13 protein-coding genes and 1 pseudogene are annotated in these 16,193 nt (G+C 48.1%); 5 read left to right on the forward strand and 9 right to left on the reverse strand.

What is annotated here, in order from left to right; translation table 11 throughout:
• Nucleotides 1–7: 7 nt before the first annotated feature.
• From C2M34_RS12045 to C2M34_RS12060, 4 genes are all read right to left on the reverse strand, one after another.
• Nucleotides 8–1,120, reverse strand: coding sequence for a M23 family metallopeptidase (locus tag C2M34_RS12045; RefSeq protein WP_105258931.1), 1,113 nt, complete (start codon nucleotides 1,118–1,120; stop codon nucleotides 8–10).
• Nucleotides 1,121–1,309: 189 nt separating this feature from the next.
• Nucleotides 1,310–2,620, reverse strand: coding sequence for a fumarylacetoacetase (fahA, locus tag C2M34_RS12050; RefSeq protein ID WP_105258932.1), 1,311 nt, complete (start codon nucleotides 2,618–2,620; stop codon nucleotides 1,310–1,312).
• Between the two features lie 130 nt (nucleotides 2,621–2,750).
• Complete coding sequence (gene hppD, locus C2M34_RS12055; protein ID WP_105258933.1) at nucleotides 2,751–3,797, reverse strand: 4-hydroxyphenylpyruvate dioxygenase; 1,047 nt, start codon at nucleotides 3,795–3,797, stop codon at nucleotides 2,751–2,753.
• Nucleotides 3,798–4,060: 263 nt separating this feature from the next.
• Nucleotides 4,061–5,530, reverse strand: a complete 1,470-nt coding sequence (locus tag C2M34_RS12060; RefSeq protein ID WP_105200963.1) for a peptide MFS transporter — start codon at nucleotides 5,528–5,530, stop codon at nucleotides 4,061–4,063.
• 423 nt (nucleotides 5,531–5,953) lie between these two features.
• Here C2M34_RS12060 and tyrR point away from each other — a divergent pair.
• Both tyrR and C2M34_RS12070 read left to right on the forward strand, forming a co-directional pair.
• Nucleotides 5,954–7,509: pseudogene (tyrR, locus tag C2M34_RS12065) on the forward strand (transcriptional regulator TyrR).
• 192 nt (nucleotides 7,510–7,701) lie between these two features.
• Nucleotides 7,702–8,235, forward strand: coding sequence for a thioesterase family protein (locus C2M34_RS12070; RefSeq protein ID WP_105258934.1), 534 nt, complete (start codon nucleotides 7,702–7,704; stop codon nucleotides 8,233–8,235).
• A 203-nt stretch (nucleotides 8,236–8,438) separates the two neighbouring features.
• Here the strand turns inward: C2M34_RS12070 and C2M34_RS12075 are convergent, their stop codons facing one another.
• A complete protein-coding gene (locus tag C2M34_RS12075; RefSeq protein WP_105200965.1) occupies nucleotides 8,439–9,092 on the reverse strand; it encodes an OmpW/AlkL family protein in 654 nt (217 codons plus the stop codon).
• A gap of 230 nt (nucleotides 9,093–9,322) precedes the next feature.
• On the opposite strand from C2M34_RS12075, the gene dapE reads away from it, so the two are divergent.
• Entirely contained in the window at nucleotides 9,323–10,498 is a 1,176-nt protein-coding gene (gene dapE / locus C2M34_RS12080; RefSeq protein WP_105259286.1) for a succinyl-diaminopimelate desuccinylase, read from the forward strand.
• 75 nt (nucleotides 10,499–10,573) lie between these two features.
• Here the strand turns inward: dapE and C2M34_RS12085 are convergent, their stop codons facing one another.
• The gene (locus C2M34_RS12085; protein WP_105258935.1) at nucleotides 10,574–12,313 is read right to left on the reverse strand and encodes a GNAT family N-acyltransferase; all 1,740 of its coding nucleotides are present in this window, start codon (nucleotides 12,311–12,313) and stop codon (nucleotides 10,574–10,576) included.
• A 178-nt stretch (nucleotides 12,314–12,491) separates the two neighbouring features.
• Here C2M34_RS12085 and C2M34_RS12090 point away from each other — a divergent pair, with 178 nt between their 5' ends.
• Entirely contained in the window at nucleotides 12,492–13,415 is a 924-nt protein-coding gene (locus C2M34_RS12090; protein WP_105213070.1) for a 2-hydroxyacid dehydrogenase, read from the forward strand.
• Between the two features lie 318 nt (nucleotides 13,416–13,733).
• Here C2M34_RS12090 and smrA read toward each other — a convergent pair whose 3' ends face one another.
• Together smrA and C2M34_RS12100 are read right to left on the reverse strand one after the other, a co-directional pair.
• Entirely contained in the window at nucleotides 13,734–14,327 is a 594-nt protein-coding gene (smrA, locus tag C2M34_RS12095) for a DNA endonuclease SmrA (protein ID WP_105259287.1), read from the reverse strand.
• 112 nt (nucleotides 14,328–14,439) lie between these two features.
• Entirely contained in the window at nucleotides 14,440–14,676 is a 237-nt protein-coding gene (locus tag C2M34_RS12100) for a hypothetical protein (protein ID WP_105200968.1), read from the reverse strand.
• Between the two features lie 589 nt (nucleotides 14,677–15,265).
• Between C2M34_RS12100 and C2M34_RS12105 the strand changes: the two genes are divergently transcribed.
• Complete coding sequence (locus C2M34_RS12105; RefSeq protein ID WP_105200969.1) at nucleotides 15,266–15,646, forward strand: response regulator; 381 nt, start codon at nucleotides 15,266–15,268, stop codon at nucleotides 15,644–15,646.
• Between the two features lie 130 nt (nucleotides 15,647–15,776).
• Here C2M34_RS12105 and rpsT read toward each other — a convergent pair whose 3' ends face one another.
• Complete coding sequence (rpsT, locus tag C2M34_RS12110) at nucleotides 15,777–16,037, reverse strand: 30S ribosomal protein S20 (protein WP_105190149.1); 261 nt, start codon at nucleotides 16,035–16,037, stop codon at nucleotides 15,777–15,779.
• Between the last annotated feature and the right edge of the window lie 156 nt (nucleotides 16,038–16,193).

Here is a 16,193-nt window from a genome sequence, read left to right on the forward strand (position 1 = left end):
AACGGGACTACTCTTCTGTGTATCTTTGTTCTTTGAAAACATCGGTTAATGCCTTGGTGATTTTGACCGGATTGATATGTTTATTATTGTGCAACACTTCGTAATGGAGGTGAGTTGCGGTACTGCGACCGGTGCTTCCCATTAAGGCGATGACCTCCCCCTTAGTGACGAGATCTCCACGCTTAACGTGAATTTTATTTAAATGCCCAAAGCGCGTGGTAAAGCCATTGGCATGCTCTATTTCAATAAAACGCCCATAACCACCGTTACGCCCGGCTCGCACTACGGTTCCATCCGCAGGGGCAAAAATTTCAGTGTTACGCCATGCCGCCAAGTCTACACCTTTGTGCATAGCGCGACGACCATTCATGGGATCCTTACGCAGGCCGAAGCTGCTGGAAATATAGTAATCTGCTGCAGGTAACATATGCGGCACCTGCGCCAACATGGACTCTAGCTGGTTAAGGGTCAACAGCTTATCGACCACGCTGAGTGAGCTGGTGTCCTGCTCATCGGTATCGAGTAATTCCAGCGGGCCGCCCTGAGCCACCTGCTCCTCGCTTTTAGCGATCAGCTCATCCATCACAGTGCTGGGTAGGCCTGCACGGGCAATGGCAGCACCAAGCATTTGTTCACGCTTGACTATGGCTTGGTCGAGTAGGGAGAAGGTGTCGTATTGACGCTGCTGTAGCGTTGCTAAACGCTCATCGACACCAGTATCCGCCGAAGGCGTATCGCTGGCCTCAAAGGGAATACCTTGTTCCGGCAACAAAGATGCGGGCAAGGAAGCCAGTACATTCTGTGTCAGTTGCTGGCGTTGCTCCAGTTGGCTCAACTGGGCAATAAATTGCTCTTGTTGCTGCTTTGCCGCAGCGATTTGCTGACGCAATTGCTCATTTTCAGCAACCACATCGCCGCTGCTTAATTGCAATGCGCTTTGCTGCCAGAAGTTATAAGCACCAAAAGAGGCAAGTGAAGCAACACATACGAAAGCACTAAGCGCCATGGTGCACTGCTTTTTGGTGGTTAGCTCAACCACTTTCACTTCACCCTCTTGGCGAATTAAGAGCTGCCGTGCAGGGAAGTGCTTAGTAATAAAGTATGATAGATTAAACTTCATAAGGACAAATTACTGATAAAAACCCTGCTAAGATAACAAGGTGAGTTTAAAAATCCAGCAAAAAATTGTAATTGACCGCAAAAAAAAGCAGCTTATCGTGGTCAAAAGCACGAAAGCTGCATTTTTATTAGTTATCCTTCCAAGCTAGATAAGCCGTCAACTGGGAAGGGGAAACTACCTGGCAATCTATTAGTTGGCAGGTAAAACGGTGGCGCGACATTCGCCGAAGCCGATGCGTGCGAAGCCTTGCTTCTCACACCAGCCGCGCATGATCACGGTATCGCCGTCTTCCAGGAACTTACGGCTTTCACCGTTACCCAGGTCAAGCGACTCTTTACCGCCGCGCGATAGCTCAAGTAGCGAGCCCGCTTCTTCATGCTCAGGACCAGACTGAGTGCCCGAACCCAGCATATCACCGGCGTTAAAGTTACAGCCGTTTACTGTGTGGTGCGCAACCATTTGCGCTACTGTCCAGTATGAATGCTTAAAGCTTGATTGTGACAGCTTGGCCGCTGGCGTGCCTTCGGCGCGCATTTTTTCGGTCTCTACCGCTACATCCATTTGAATATCAAGGGCACCTTGTTCACGGTTTTTGGCCGATTCCAGGTACTCAAGCGGTTGCGGCTCGTTCTCGTCGCGAGTCCAGGCCAAGCGATAAGGTACAAGCGCTTCATTGGTCACAACCCAAGGAGATACGGTTGAAGCGAAGTTTTTCGCCAGGAATGGGCCTAGCGGCTGATATTCCCAGGCTTGTAAATCACGCGCCGACCAATCGTTAAATAGGCAGAAGCCAAATACGTGCTCGTCTGCATCATCAAGCGCGATTGACTCGCCCAGCTCGTTACCCTTACCAAGGTAAATACCCAGCTCTAGCTCGTAGTCCAGACGCTTACAAGGGCCGAAAGTCGGTGTATCCGCATCCGGAGCCTTAGTTTGGCCCTTAGGACGAGGGAAGGTTTGACCGCTCACGCCTATGCTTGAAGCACGGCCGTGGTAACCGATTGGTACCCACTTGTAGTTAGGCAGTAAAGGGTTGTCCGGACGGAACAGGCTGCCTACCGCTGTGGCGTGGTAGATAGAAGTATAAAAGTCGGTGTAGTCGCCGATATGACATGGCAGGTCATATTCTACTTCTGTTTGGGCAATCAAAGCGTCGCTTAGTGCTTGCTCGTGCTTGCTACCCGTGCGCAATGCTTGTGAAAGCGCAAGACGCAGTGCCGACCAGTGCGCCTGACCCATGGCCATAAAGGCATTTAGACTGGTTTGTGACGCGGCTTCAACGGCTTCTTGGGCAAGACCGCTGAAAATGCCGAGTTTGGCCACGGCGGCTAAGTCTACTACCTGATCACCAATGGCGACGCCACCACGGAATGCTTCGCTGCTACCGGCGCGGCGAAAGGTGGCAAAAGGCAAGTTTTGGATTGGGAAATCAGTTTTGCCGTCGTTCGCAGAGCTGACCCAGCTGGTCAGATTAATATCGTGCGTTTCATTGAGTTGCATGAGTTATTCCTTTTGCTAAAGCTTTTATCTGTTATTGAGCCAAGAATAAAAAAAACAAGGGCTCGGAACTTAAAAAAGCAGTGCCCACACAAAGGTGGACGCTGCTTTTTGGCGCTAGATTTGGGGGCGCTTAGATAACGCCACGGCGCTCTTGGTCACGCTCGATAGACTCGAACAGAGCCTGGAAGTTACCTTCACCGAAGCCGCCATCATCAACACGCTGGATCATCTCAATGAAGATAGGACCAAATAGGTTCTTGGTGAAGATTTGTAGCAGGTAACAATCTTCGCTTTGGCTATCTACCAGGATCTGGTGCTGTTTGATCTTCTCTTTATCTTCTTTAACCCAAGGAACACGGTCGAAGATGGTGTCGTAGTAGTGATCTACGATATCCAAGGTCGCGATGTTGCTTTGATCAAGTTTATCAAGTGAGGCGACAAGATCGTCAGTAAGGAAGGCTAAGTGCTGTACACCCGGGCCATTGTACTCGTTTAGGTACTCATCGATCTGGTTGTTGTTGTTGTCTTTACCTTCGTTGATTGGAATCGAGAAGGTGCCACATGGTGATTTAAGGGCGTAAGACAATAGGGCTGTTTTTTGACCTTTGATGTCGAAGTAACGTACTTCGGTAAAGCCAAATACGTCTTTGTAGAAGTTAGCCCATGTTTCCATCGTACCCTTGTACACATTGTTGGTCAGGTGGTCGATGCGGATAAAGCCTTTGCTTTCTACTACATTTTGGTCTTCTAGGTCTACGAAGTCAGTGTCGTAGATGCTGCCCTTGTCACCGAACTGGTCGATGAAATAAATCAGGCTGTCGCCGATACCGTAGATAGCAGGGTAAGGCATGTCTTTGTGCGTTGAATCGGTTGCAGGCTTTGCACCGCGCTCAACGGCAGTGTCGAATGCTTTTTGTGCATCTTCTACACGCCAACCCATAGAACAAATGGCCGGACCGTGGCTCTTAGCAAACTCTGCAGAGAAGCCGCCGCGCTCGTTGTTCAATAGGAAATGAATGTCGTTTTGGTTGTAGTAAAGGATGTCTTTATCTTTGAATTTCTTTAACTTTGAAAAGCCAAAGTCGGTAAAGATCTTGTCCATATAGTCCGCATCTGGTGTTGCGTACTCGGTAAACTCGATGCCCTTAAGGCCTAATGGGTTATTTACTTCACTCATGATTTAGCTCCACTTGCTGTGTGTTTGGCTAGGCTCTAGCGGTAAAGGTCGTTGCTGAAAATAAAGCGCCGCCATTGCCATCAAGCCATAATTGTTTGAGCGCATAATCGGAGAATTTGTTCGAAAGCGAAAGAGTGGGGGGCTAATTAACTAATGGGTTAAGTGTAAATAAAGGTGTACGATATCCTGCTGGTGTAAGCTTTTCGTTAAATCGGGTAATAAAAAAGGCGCCTAAGGCGCCTTTCTTGACTTCTATGGAAGAATTACTGCTTCTCACCTGTGAGTTCTAATTCTTCTTCTAGCAGCTGCTCTTCGTCATGCGTACCTTCTGCACCATGCATCCAGTCAACTAGCTTGTCAGCCATTAACCATAAGCAGATACCAGCGAGGAACGCCATGATGGCCACGCCACCGAAGGTGCTTAATGGGCCAGCATCACCAACCAGCTTACCGATTTCAGCGGCCGCGTAGTTACCGATACCCGAGAAGAAGAACCACATACCCATAAGGAGTGAGGTGTACTTCAGTGGCGCTAGCTTAGATACCATAGACAGACCGATAGGCGATAAACATAGCTCACCCATGGTGTGGAATACATAGGCCATAACTAACCAGATCACATGGGCTTTGGTATTGGCATCGTCACCGATTTGCAGTGCCGCACCCACCATGGAGATAAAGCCCAGGCCAAGGAAGAACATACCCAGGGCAAACTTGCGCGGTGAATCCGGCTCTCTATCACCCATACGGATCCAGAAGCTGGCAAAAATAGGTGCTAGCAAGATGATGAAAATAGGGTTAACTGCTTGCAACCAGCTCGCCGGCATTTCCCAACCAAAGAATACCAGGTCAGTTTTGTATTTAGCGAAAAGGTTCATTGAGCCCGCAGCCTGCTCGAAGCCGGCCCAGAAAATGATGGTGAAGAAGCTCATGATCAAAATTACTTTGATGCGGTCACGCTCTTCATTAGTAAGAGGTTTTTTAGCAGCGCCTTGGTTGTCGTCACCGCCTTGCTTTGCCGCAGGCACGGTACCGATATTACCCAGGTACTTGTTAGCAAGAGACAGCTGCAGGATAACACCAAGAAGCATACCTACACCGGCTGTTAAGAAGCCGTACTGGTAGTCAAATTTCTCACCGATAGAGCCAACTACGAAGTAGCCCAGGATAGAGCCCAGGTTGATACCCATGTAGAAGATGGTAAATGCGCCATCGCGACGTTTGTCACCTTCAGAGTAAAGGTCGCCTACCATGGTCGAGATATTTGGTTTGAAGAAACCGTTACCGATAATAAGTAGACCAAGACCCAGGTACATAAATTCAAGCTCTAGGCCTGGAACCATGGCATGCGGTGTACCCAGGGCAAATTGACCCAGGGCCATGATCACACCACCTGTGATAATGGCTTTACGCTGGCCCGAGATGTTATCTGCAAACCAACCGCCAAGTACTGGCGTTACATATACTAAGAAGGCATAGAAACCCAAGATGCTCAGGGCATTTGAATTCAATGCTTTTTGATATTCTTCGTCGGCGCCTGCTGACATTGGGTCGATGCCGAAGTAGGACATATCCCAGCCCATGGCGGCAGCGGTAGCAATAGTAGAAAGGTAAAGCACGAAAATACCGCGCATACCGTAGTAGCTCATGCGTTCCCACATTTCTGTGAAGAACAGCAGGAAGAGCCCCTTAGGGTGACCTAGAAAATCACCTGTTTTTGGTACTGAACTCATTAAAAATACTTCCTAACTTACAAATTTATTATTTTGCAATGCTGGGCATCGCTGCTATTTGTGAGGCCTTATTATTGTTGCTTTTGCTACTGTAAACCTCAGGTGAAACCTTGGATGGAAACCCTTGATGAACCCAGATAGCTGGCCTGTATCGGCAGGATAAAAGAGCGGCAAACTACCTGGCTGGTAGCGCGGGCGCCACTTTATCCTAGCGACAAACGCGCCACAGTATACATACCCACTGGCATCAGGGGAAGAGTTATGAATTAACGATAAATGAACCATTATGTGCAGAGGACGTCACGCCTCGGCAATATGGCATTAGCAAGTTTGTGCAGTAATCTTTACAATTTGCTACCCAATTATTGCTAATTTAGCGTATGATTGCGCCAGCCACACAGATAAACCGCGACTGAGGAACACATGCGTCTTGAAATTTATTGTCAGGACCGAATTGGTATCGCCCAAGAGGTACTAAATATACTGGTTAACTATCAGGTTGATTTAAAAGGCATTGAGGTAGATGCCAAGAATTGCCGCATGTATGTTAGTTTCCCGCCCATTGAGTTTGAACAGTTTCAAAAAATCATGCCGTCCATTCGCCTTATTCATGGCGTTGAGGATGTGCGGACCACGGCGTTTTTACCCTCGGAACGTGAGCATAATGAACTTAATACCCTGCTCAGTGCGCTGCCCGATGGCGTCATCTCTATCGATAACAAGGGCTGGGTGCGCCTGTGCAATGCCGCCGCCTGTCGCGATTTGCAAATGACAGAGCAGGAAGCTGTGGGTGCCAACATAAATAACCTGCTTAAAGGCTTTAACTTTACCCGCTGGCTTGAGGGTAAAGAAGTGTTGGGACAAACCACTCGGGTAGAAGTGGGCGGGGAAGACTTTATCGCCGATATTCTGCCAATATCCGTCCCGCAAGGGGATGACCAAAATGCCCTGGCCGGTGCGGTGATCAACATCAAATCGCAAAGCCGATTGGGACAGCAGGTTAGCGCGTTTCGTCGTTACGGTCAGGAAAGTTTTGCCACCATACATAACTATTCAACGGCCATGCGCCGCACCGTGCGTGAAGCCGAAAGATGGCGCAGTTAGAAGCGCCCATTCTGATCACCGGCGAAACCGGTACCGGTAAAGAACTATTGGCGCGGGCCTGCCATTATGCGTCGAACCGTTCTATTAAGCCCTTTATTGCCCTGTCTTGTGCCTCGCTTCCCGATGATGTTGCCGAGTCTGAACTCTTTGGTTATGCCGGCTATGAAGACAACGCCGCGCCAAAGCGCGGGGTGTTAGAGCAGGCAGATGGCGGCACGGTTTTCCTCGATGAAGTGGGGGAGATGTCATCTCAGCTGCAAACCAAGTTGCTGCGCTTTTTGCAGGACGGCACTTTCCGCAAGGTCGGTGATGAAAACGAGGTTAAGGTTAACGTGCGTATTATTGCCGCGACACAAAAAGACCTGCCGGCCATGGTGCAAGAGGGAACCTTCCGTGAAGATCTCTATTACCGCATCAATGTATTGACCTTGGACATTGCGCCACTGCGCGATCGCAAGGCCGATATTGGCCCGCTGGCCGAGCATTTTGTGCAAAAATATGCGCAGCAAAATGGTGCTCCGGTTCCCACCTTAAGTGAAGAAACCATAGAGTATTTGCAGCAGTACCCTTGGCCGGGCAATGTCCGCCAGTTGGAAAATGCCATTTATCGTGCCGTGTCCTTACTCGATGACAGTGAGCTGACCGTAGAGCATCTGCAATTGCCGACCTTTACCAATGATCTGGGTTACCTGGAGTCGGATTTTGAAGGCAGTTTAGATCAGGCGGTTAAGCGTTTCGAAGCCACCTTGTTGCGCAAGCTTTATCCTGCTTACCCAAGCTCACGGCAGTTGGCTAAACGCTTAGGACTCAGTCACACCGCGGTAGCCAACAAATTGCGCGAATACGGTATTAACCGAAAGACCGTAAAAGTGTAATCGGCAGTTTTTGCCAAATTATTTTAGATGGGCACCTTAGGGTGCCCATTTTTATATGCCCTTACCTATGAAGGTAATGGATTCAATGCCTTGCTGGTATGTTTTAATGGGGTAAAGCAATAGGTGAGCTTTTATTAAAGCGGTGATACCATGCTGGTCTTACCTGTTTTAATGGATCTCTAGGAGCACACCTTGAACCTATATTTTCGGCTGTTGTGGTTATTTTTTAAGATTAAACGTAATAAAGCGCGCCAATCTTTACTGGAATCCGTGGATATCGACTTTCGCGCCTGGCCCCTGGATTGTGATATTAATCTGCATCTGACTAATTCCCGCTATTTGGCTTTGATGGATATTGCCCGCACCTGGATGACAGAGCGACTGGGCATGCTGGGGGCGGTGATGAAGCGCCGCTGGTTTCCTATAGTTAATGCTACCGCCATCACCTATATTCGCGATATTAAGCCATGGCAAAAATTCACCGTGTCCACACGCTTGGTGGGCTGGGATCATAAGTACTTCTATATCGAACAAAAATTTACAACAGAGAAAGGCTTACATGCCATTGCTTATGTGCGCGGCGTATTTCGCAGCCGCCAAGGTGTGGTGGATGTTGAAGAGATAGTGGCCTTGACTGGTTATAAGGGTGAAACGCCGGTTTTGCCGCCGGAGATAGAGCATTGGAAGGCCATGCTGGAACAAAAAAAAGCGACTAATCAGGGTTAGTCGCTTTTGCTTTGCTTACATTAGCAAGTGTGGGCTTGGTTATACCAATTCACTTAAATAGCTAATCATTCTAGCGGGCTAAATATCGTGCTCACTGCGTTGGAATTTTTGTATGTAGAATAACTACATAAGAAAAACTCCGCCTTGTTATCACATCATTTATTCAGCGCTATATCTGTTCACATACTTAACAGAATTGGTATTTAGAAGCTGTAACGTACACCGAACATGGCAACAACAGGGTCGATTTTAACGTCAACGGTCAGTGCCTTAACGCCATCAGCATAAACGCTTGCGTCGCTGTCGATATCCATGTAGCTGACCATGCCGTGTAGACCCCAGTTTTTGTCCAGCGCGTAGTTAAAACCAACCTGAGCGGCAAGGCCCAATGAGTCGTCTAGCTTTAATTCTACGTCGTTTGTACCCAATACGGTTTTAAGATCTTGGCTCGCTTGCTCATCGAAGAAGATGGTGTAGTTAATACCGGCACCTACGAATGGGCGGAACTTATCGCCGGCCTGACCGAAGTGGTACTGGCCAAGAAGCGTAGGTGGTAAGTGTTTAACTTCACCGATTGATGCGCCTTTAAGACCGGTACGACCGTCCACGTCGTGGCTAAATGGCGTGGCTGCGATTAGCTCTAACACCCAGTTGTCGTTTAGGGCGTAGTCGATGGTAATACCCAGCTGCGTATCGTCATCAACGTTTAGGCCAAGCGTTGGATCTTGGTCGATTTTAGACACTTCGCTGTCTGGGTTTACATTAATGGCACCCACATTAATGCTCAGGTTTGCGTGAGCAAGAGAAGAGGTTCCAAGTAAAAGGCCAACTAAAGCTGCGCTAAGTGTTTTTTTCATCTTCATCTTCCTAAGTAGAAATTTTAAATTTGTTGTGCAGATGGCGCCATTATCAGGGCTGTTGGAAAATAAAAACTGTTCTAGATCAAGCTTTCATCCGCGTTTGCGTATCGCCTCGGTGGATCTTTGATTTAGATTAAACTTTGCGTCGGTTATAAGGCAAAAAGTTGACATAAGGCTGTCATAAAAAGGCGCTGTAATGGCTTTAACGCCATGTTATGGAGCATTTTATGTCGAACGCTGCTCGCCTTAAGGCAAAGGTTTCGAATCTTGCGGATGAGCTTGTGTACTTGCAACAGCTTATTCGTTTTCCCTCGGTTACTCCCAATGAGGCCGGCGCCATCGCCTGGCTTGATCAGCAACTTACACAGCGGGGGTTTAGTTGTGAGCTCTTTGAGTGCCAAGGGGTGAGCAATCTGATAGCTAAATACGAGTTTGGCCCAGGGAGTGCCTTTGCGTTTTGCGGCCATATAGATGTGGTACCAGCCGCCGCCGAGCGTTGGCGCTGCGATCCTTTCGCTGGCGACATTATCGATGGCGAAATTTATGGTCGAGGTGCCGCGGATATGAAGGGCGGGGTCGCGGCCATGCTGGCGGCCACCGATCGCTTATTGGCGGCTAAGCCGACTCAGGGCCAATTCTATTGGTTGATCACCTCGGATGAAGAGGGCGAGGCCGAGTTTGGCAGTGCCGAGATTGCTAAGCATCTGGCAAATCAGGGTGTGCGTTTAGACGCCTGTCTTGTCGGCGAGCCCACCGCTGATTTGCATGCCGGTGATACCATCAAAAATGGTCGTCGTGGCGCCTTGTCGGCGCGTATTAGTGTTAAGGGTCGCGCCGGACATGTTGCCTATCCTGAGCATACGGTCAATGCCGCGCATATTGGTGCGCAATTGGCGGTGGCGCTGCAACAAATTCACTGGCATAAGGATATTGAGGGCTCGAAAACCACATTACAGGTGACCGGCCTGCATGTGCCTAACAGTTTGGATAATCTGGTGCCAGCCCAGTGCCAGCTGACCTTTAATGTGCGCTATAGCCATGGTTATCGCAGTAATGATGTGCAGGACATGGTCAATCAGGCCCTGGCGCCCTGGTTAAATGAGATTGAAATCAGTTGGGAGCGCCCTTGTGAGCCTTATTACACCTCCGGTGGTGGCAATATCGATCTGATTGCGGTATTGGAAAGCGCCATTTATGCCTGTACTCACAGTTATCCTAAGCTCAGCACCAGTGGCGGCACATCCGATGGGCGCTTTTTTGCCAACGAGCACACTCAGGTGGTGGAGTGTGGTGTACGCAACCACACCATCCATCAGGATAATGAGCGGGTTGCATTGGCGGATCTTACTGCTATTACCGATATTTATGCCCAGACGCTAAAGCAGGTGTTTGCCTGCTCTTAAGAGTGGGCACTGTAATTAAGAGATGAAAAAGCCGGTGTGAAAACCGGCTTTTTTGTGGTTGGGGGAATCTGTTAACTAGTTTTCTTTTGTACGGGCGATCAGGGCATCATTGGTGAGATAGCGCTGCGCCTTTTTCTCTTTCAGCTTGGCCATATCGACCAATACCAGGCCGTCGATACAGTTATTAAAGTCAGGGTCGACACTAAAGCTTAAAAATGAGACCCCGTCCTCCTGGCAAAGTTCAGTGTATTGCTTGAACAGGGTTGGCACCTGGGCGCCCATATTGGCCAAAATATGCTTTAACTCGGTAAAGTCCGCTTTAACATCATTTCCGCAGAACAGGCTTTGCGCATAGGCCTGAGTATCGTCACTGTGTTTAAACTCATGTTTAGGAATAGCCAGTTGCTGCACTTGTCCATAATAATGTTGGTAGTGGTACACCAGCAGCTCCTTGGCATTTTCCGGCAGTGCATTAGAGAGGCTGACGGCGCCGAATAGATAGCGGTACTTGGGGTAGCGGCTAACGAAGGCACCAATGCCAAACCATAAATAATCCAGGCTCTTGCGGCCCCAGTACTTTGGTTGCACAAAGCTGCGCCCGAGCTCTATGCCTTGCTGGAAATATTCATCCATGCCCGGCTCGTAGTCGAACAGGCTGTCCGTGTACAGGCCCTGACGCCCTTGTTTATTGATGATTTCGTCGGCACAGGCCAGTCGGTAAGCGCCTACTAACTCCAGCTGCTTTGGATCCCAAAGCAAGAGGTGATGATAGTCCATATCATATTTGTCTATATCGCGACGTTTGCCACTGCCTTCGCCCACGGCGCGAAAGGCGATTTCCCGCAGACGGCCAAGTTCGCGAAACAGCGCCGAGCTGCCCTGATACTGATACAGATAAATATGCATGCCGTCCTGAGTTTCTCCCAAACGCTCGCAGTCATTAAGGGCCGATACCAAGGCCTTGCGGCATTCGGCATGGGCAATGGGCGTCTGAGTTTTTAATAGCTCAGGCTTTTTCGTGCCAAGACGATAAAGCTGTTTGCGGATCAGGCGGCTGATCTCTTTATCGTTGAGGTTATCAAGCAGATATGACTTGGGCACTATGGCGGCGCCAATTTCAAATTCCAGCGACTTTTGTCTTTGCTTGAACATTTCCTTGACTAACAAGAGGCTGGCCAGCGGCTTGTAGATCATCGAGGTGCCGTAAAACAGCGGGCTGTTCTTGGCCTTAACTAAAATTGGCAAAACAGGGGCGCTGGCTTTTTTAGCTATGCGCAAAAAGCCGTGGTTCCAGGTGCAGTCCTTGACGCCGGTTGGGCGCAAACGCGATACCTCCCCGGCGGGGAAAATCAACAGGGCTCCTTCACCCTTAAGATGTTGATGAATAGCGCCCAGCTCTTTTTTACGGCTGTTGCCGGACATATTGTCCACCGGCAATAATAAGGAGTGCATGGGCGTGACACTCATCAGTAAGCGGTTGGCGACCACCTTGATATCCGGGCGGACTCGCGCCAACACGCTGATCAATGCCAGGGCATCAAGTGAGCCGATAGGGTGGTTAGCCACTATTACCAAGCGCCCTTCGCTGGGAATATTGTCCAGTTGCGCGGAGTTAAATCGGGCGCTGAAATCCAGCTCTTCTAAAACTTGCTCGATAAACTCCAGGCCCTGTAAGTGTGGGTAATTATCACCAAAAGCAACAAACTCCTGCTCATGTAACAAATAACCCAGGCCTTTTTTAACCAGCCCCTTTACCTTGGGTGAGTTTGCTAAACTCGGTAGGTTATCTTCTACGACCTTATCAATGCTGATCATACTGTGCCCTTTGGCAACGAAATAATAGCTAGATTAAAAATCGACCATGACACTAAGGTGTAAAATAAGTGACAGTTTTAAGACTGGGCGAGGGTTAAAGCGGCCATTGCAAAATAGCCTAGTGACGCTGCACTAAGGCTATGTGATACTGCTCTTTTTTATTGTTCGGGAGTAGTCGATGAGCTTATTGTTAGCCATTCCTAATCGTAATATCGAGCGTTTAGAAGCCCAGCTTCAGGCGCAATTGGGGGCTGATAAGGTACAGGTATGGCCGAATATAGTTGATGCCGAGGGCGTAGACATGGTGCTCGGCTGGCAGGTACCTGAAGAATTATGGTCGCAGTTGCCGAATGTGCGCGCGGTAATGTCTTTTGGTGCCGGTGTCGATGGATTGAACTTGGCGGCTATTCCCGCGCACCTGCCCGTCGGTCGCATTGTCGACCCTGAGTTGGCTGCGGATATGGCCGAATATGTATTAACTCAGGTGTTACTGCATAAAACCAATATGCCCCGTTATATGCATCAGCAAGAGCAGCAAGTTTGGCGGCCCAAGCGAGTACGCTCTCATAATCGGGTGGGTTTGCTGGGTTTTGGTCAACTTGGGCAAGCCATAGCCAAGCGTTTAAGCGCTAATGGTTGCTCTGTGATGGCTTATTCTAATGGCGCTAAAACCGATAGTGATGAGGTGCAGCATTTTCATGGTGAACTGGGTCTGAATACCATGTTGGCACAAAGCGATTATCTGGTGTGTATTTTGCCCTTGACCGAGCAAACAAGAGGGATAATCAATGCCGATTTGCTGGCTAAACTGCCCGATCATGCGGTAGTGATAAATGTTGGCCGTGGTGCCCATGTGGTGGAAGAGGATTTACTGGCGGCGCTGCAAGCGCAGCAACTTGGTGGCGCATCTCTCGATGTCTTTAATCAGGAGCCTTTGCCCGCAGAGCACATGTTTTGGCAAACTCCAAACCTGATCGTCACTCCCCATTGCAGTGCGCTAAGCAGGATAGATACCGTGGTTGAGCAGGTGGTGACTAATTATCAGCGCTTACAGCGGGGCGAAGCTTTGCTCCATTGCATAGACAGGCAGCGGCAATACTAAATTACTACTGTCTAAGTAAACAGCTTGTTAATTTTTTGCCGCTTGCTTATAGTGTGTGCCGTTACATACTTGATGTAAAAAATAATAATAATAATCTTAGCCGCTAAAAGGCTAAGCCAAGTGGGAAGCGTTATGAAACACAATCAAGGTGGAGCTAAGTTTAGCTATATATTGATTTGGGTTGCTTTTCTCGGATTAGCGGCCTGGTTCAACCAAGCTAACGCCATGCCTTTATAAGGTCTAGGGCTAGAACACTACCATTCCAATGCATAAAAATGCCGAGCTGAGCTCGGCTTTTTTTTGCCTGATATTCGAGTCTTAGCGCTTGGCGTGCAGTTCTCGGTTTTCCAGTTTTTTCTGCGCACTTTTTTTCAATAATGCATAGGTGGAGCCAAGGCCGCCGTGGCATTTTAGGGCGCTATGGAAAGCCAAAACACAATCGAGTTGCTGCAGCCAATGGTTCACATAGCTTTTTAGCAGGCCTCTATGGGGCTGGCTCTTTTCTCCAATGCCGTGCCTTATCAGTAATACGCGAATATTCCGTTCATGGCAGTCGGTAATGGTTTCATACATGGCCTTGCGTGCCTGGATCAGGGTTTGACCGTGCAAATCTAAGGTGGCATCCACATCATATTTACCAAGGCGCAGATTTTTATACACGCCTTCTTGCACACCGGATTTTTTAAAGGCTAGAAAATCATGGGGATCGAGCAGTTCAACATGTTCGCTTGCGAGCAGGTTGTCATCGAACTGGATCGCTTGCTCCGCTGCCCGACGTTTCTCCTGCTGTGCAAGCGTGGGTTTAGATGAGCGTTGAAAATAACTGACGGTATCTGGCTTTGCCATGGGGGTAACATCGCCCATAAACTCAGCAAATAGGTCGCTGTCGCGTGCTGGAGAAGAAGAGTTCATAATCGCCTCGGCCAAATAAATTACAGCTAGGCTGATGTTAGCCTATTTTATTTGACTTGTACCACAGCATTTTTGTGCCGTGGTACCAAGTGCGTTATTTTTGCGCGCTGTTTTAGACTAGAGTGCGGCCAACGCGGCTGGTGTATACCTTAAATAAATAGAAGGTATTAATTAACACTAGGGTAATGTTAGTCAAACCATTAGGTGTAACCAACTGCTGAGCATGGACAAAAAATAACAAACCAATGGCGATACTTGCGGCGATACGCAGCAGGGTGCCATGACTAATAAAGAAAGCGCCAATAGCCAGTGCTCCAAGTATGATTTGAATTCCAAGGTTGACGTCCAAGTTGCTCGACTCCAAAGTGTAATAGGACTAAAAAAGAGGCGCTATTATGCGAGCCATTATGGGTGCAAACAAACTAAAAAAAATATCATTTTCGGATAAGTTTTATTAATCTGAAATTTAATGCGCTCAGAGTGAGAATACATCCATATTGAGGTGCAGGATCTGGGCCGTTGGGCATTAGCCGGACAATAAAGGAATTCAGGTAAAATCAGGATAATTGCCAATTCAGGGGGGTAAATGACTGCAAATCAGTGGTTAAGGAGGCGTTCATCATTTTTTTTAGCATCTGAAAAAATAGATAATGATGCATTACTGATTAGAACTAATGCAGGCTAGCGTTTTCTTTATGACTATATAGGGAACTTGATTGAGGTTAAGTCGATAGAATAAACATAAGTTTGCTTAATGTTTAATAAGGCAGTTAAGCGCCCCGTCATTTCTACCTCGTAAGCTTGGTTACCAAGGCGCTGGCAGATGCTTGGCCTAACAGTCGCATCGCTCTATAATAAGGGCGGTTTTTAGTGTAGTTTGGTTATCTAAGTTAATTCTTAGGATTGCCCCATTCAGTAGGATAAGTTAGGAAGTTTCAATGGACGATATAGCAATATTAATAGTGGATGATGTTGGCACGGTACGGAGTTTTCTCAACCAAACCTTGATGCATTTAGGGATAGACGATGTCGATGAAGCAGCGACTGCGGCGCAATGTATGTCGGCCTGTGCGCAAAAGCGTTACCAGATTGTATTTTTAGATATCGAACTGCCCGATGGTGACGGAAAGGCGATGATAGCCGACATTAACGCTATTTTGCCCGAGGCCAAGGTAGTGATGGTTAGCGCGCATTCTACTATTGATAATGTAAAGGATGCCATAGACAAGGGCGCCAAAGGTTTTGTGGTGAAACCCTTTTCACCAAAGAAGATTGCGGCGATGCTGAAAAAGTTTTATCCCAGCATAGAGTTTGCCTAAGAGGCAACTCAAGAAATGGGGAGCAGGTGTATACCGCGCCTGCTTAATCATGTGTTTATTCGAACGTGATTGATTTGCAGACATAAAAAAACCGGCCTAGGCCGGTTTTTTTGCTAGATTAAGAGCTAAATTATAGCGCTTTGATCTTAGCAGCAAGACGGCTCTTATGGCGAGCTGCCTTGTTTTTGTGGATTAGACCCTTAGTTGCGTAACGATCTAAAATAGGTGTAGCTACTGCGAAAGCCGCTTGTGCAGCTTCTTTGTCACCAGCTTGGATGGCAGCAATTACTTTCTTTGTGTATGTACGCATCATTGAACGACGGCTTGCGTTGTGCTGACGGCGTTTTTCGCTGGTTACAGCGCGTTTCTTTGCAGACTTGATGTTAGCCAAGGTTTGCTCCTAACAATCTTAAATAAAGCTTATATTTAAAGGCCGTGGACTATGCCCGTTTTTTTTCAATTTGTCAATCAAATTTACTCACGTGGCACAGCCAACTGCAGGAGTAACGAATCGCCAATGCCTACCGGGAGACACATATATAAGGTG

Source organism: Pseudoalteromonas sp. T1lg88, from assembly GCF_002964765.1.
In the GTDB taxonomy this organism is placed as follows: domain Bacteria; phylum Pseudomonadota; class Gammaproteobacteria; order Enterobacterales; family Alteromonadaceae; genus Pseudoalteromonas.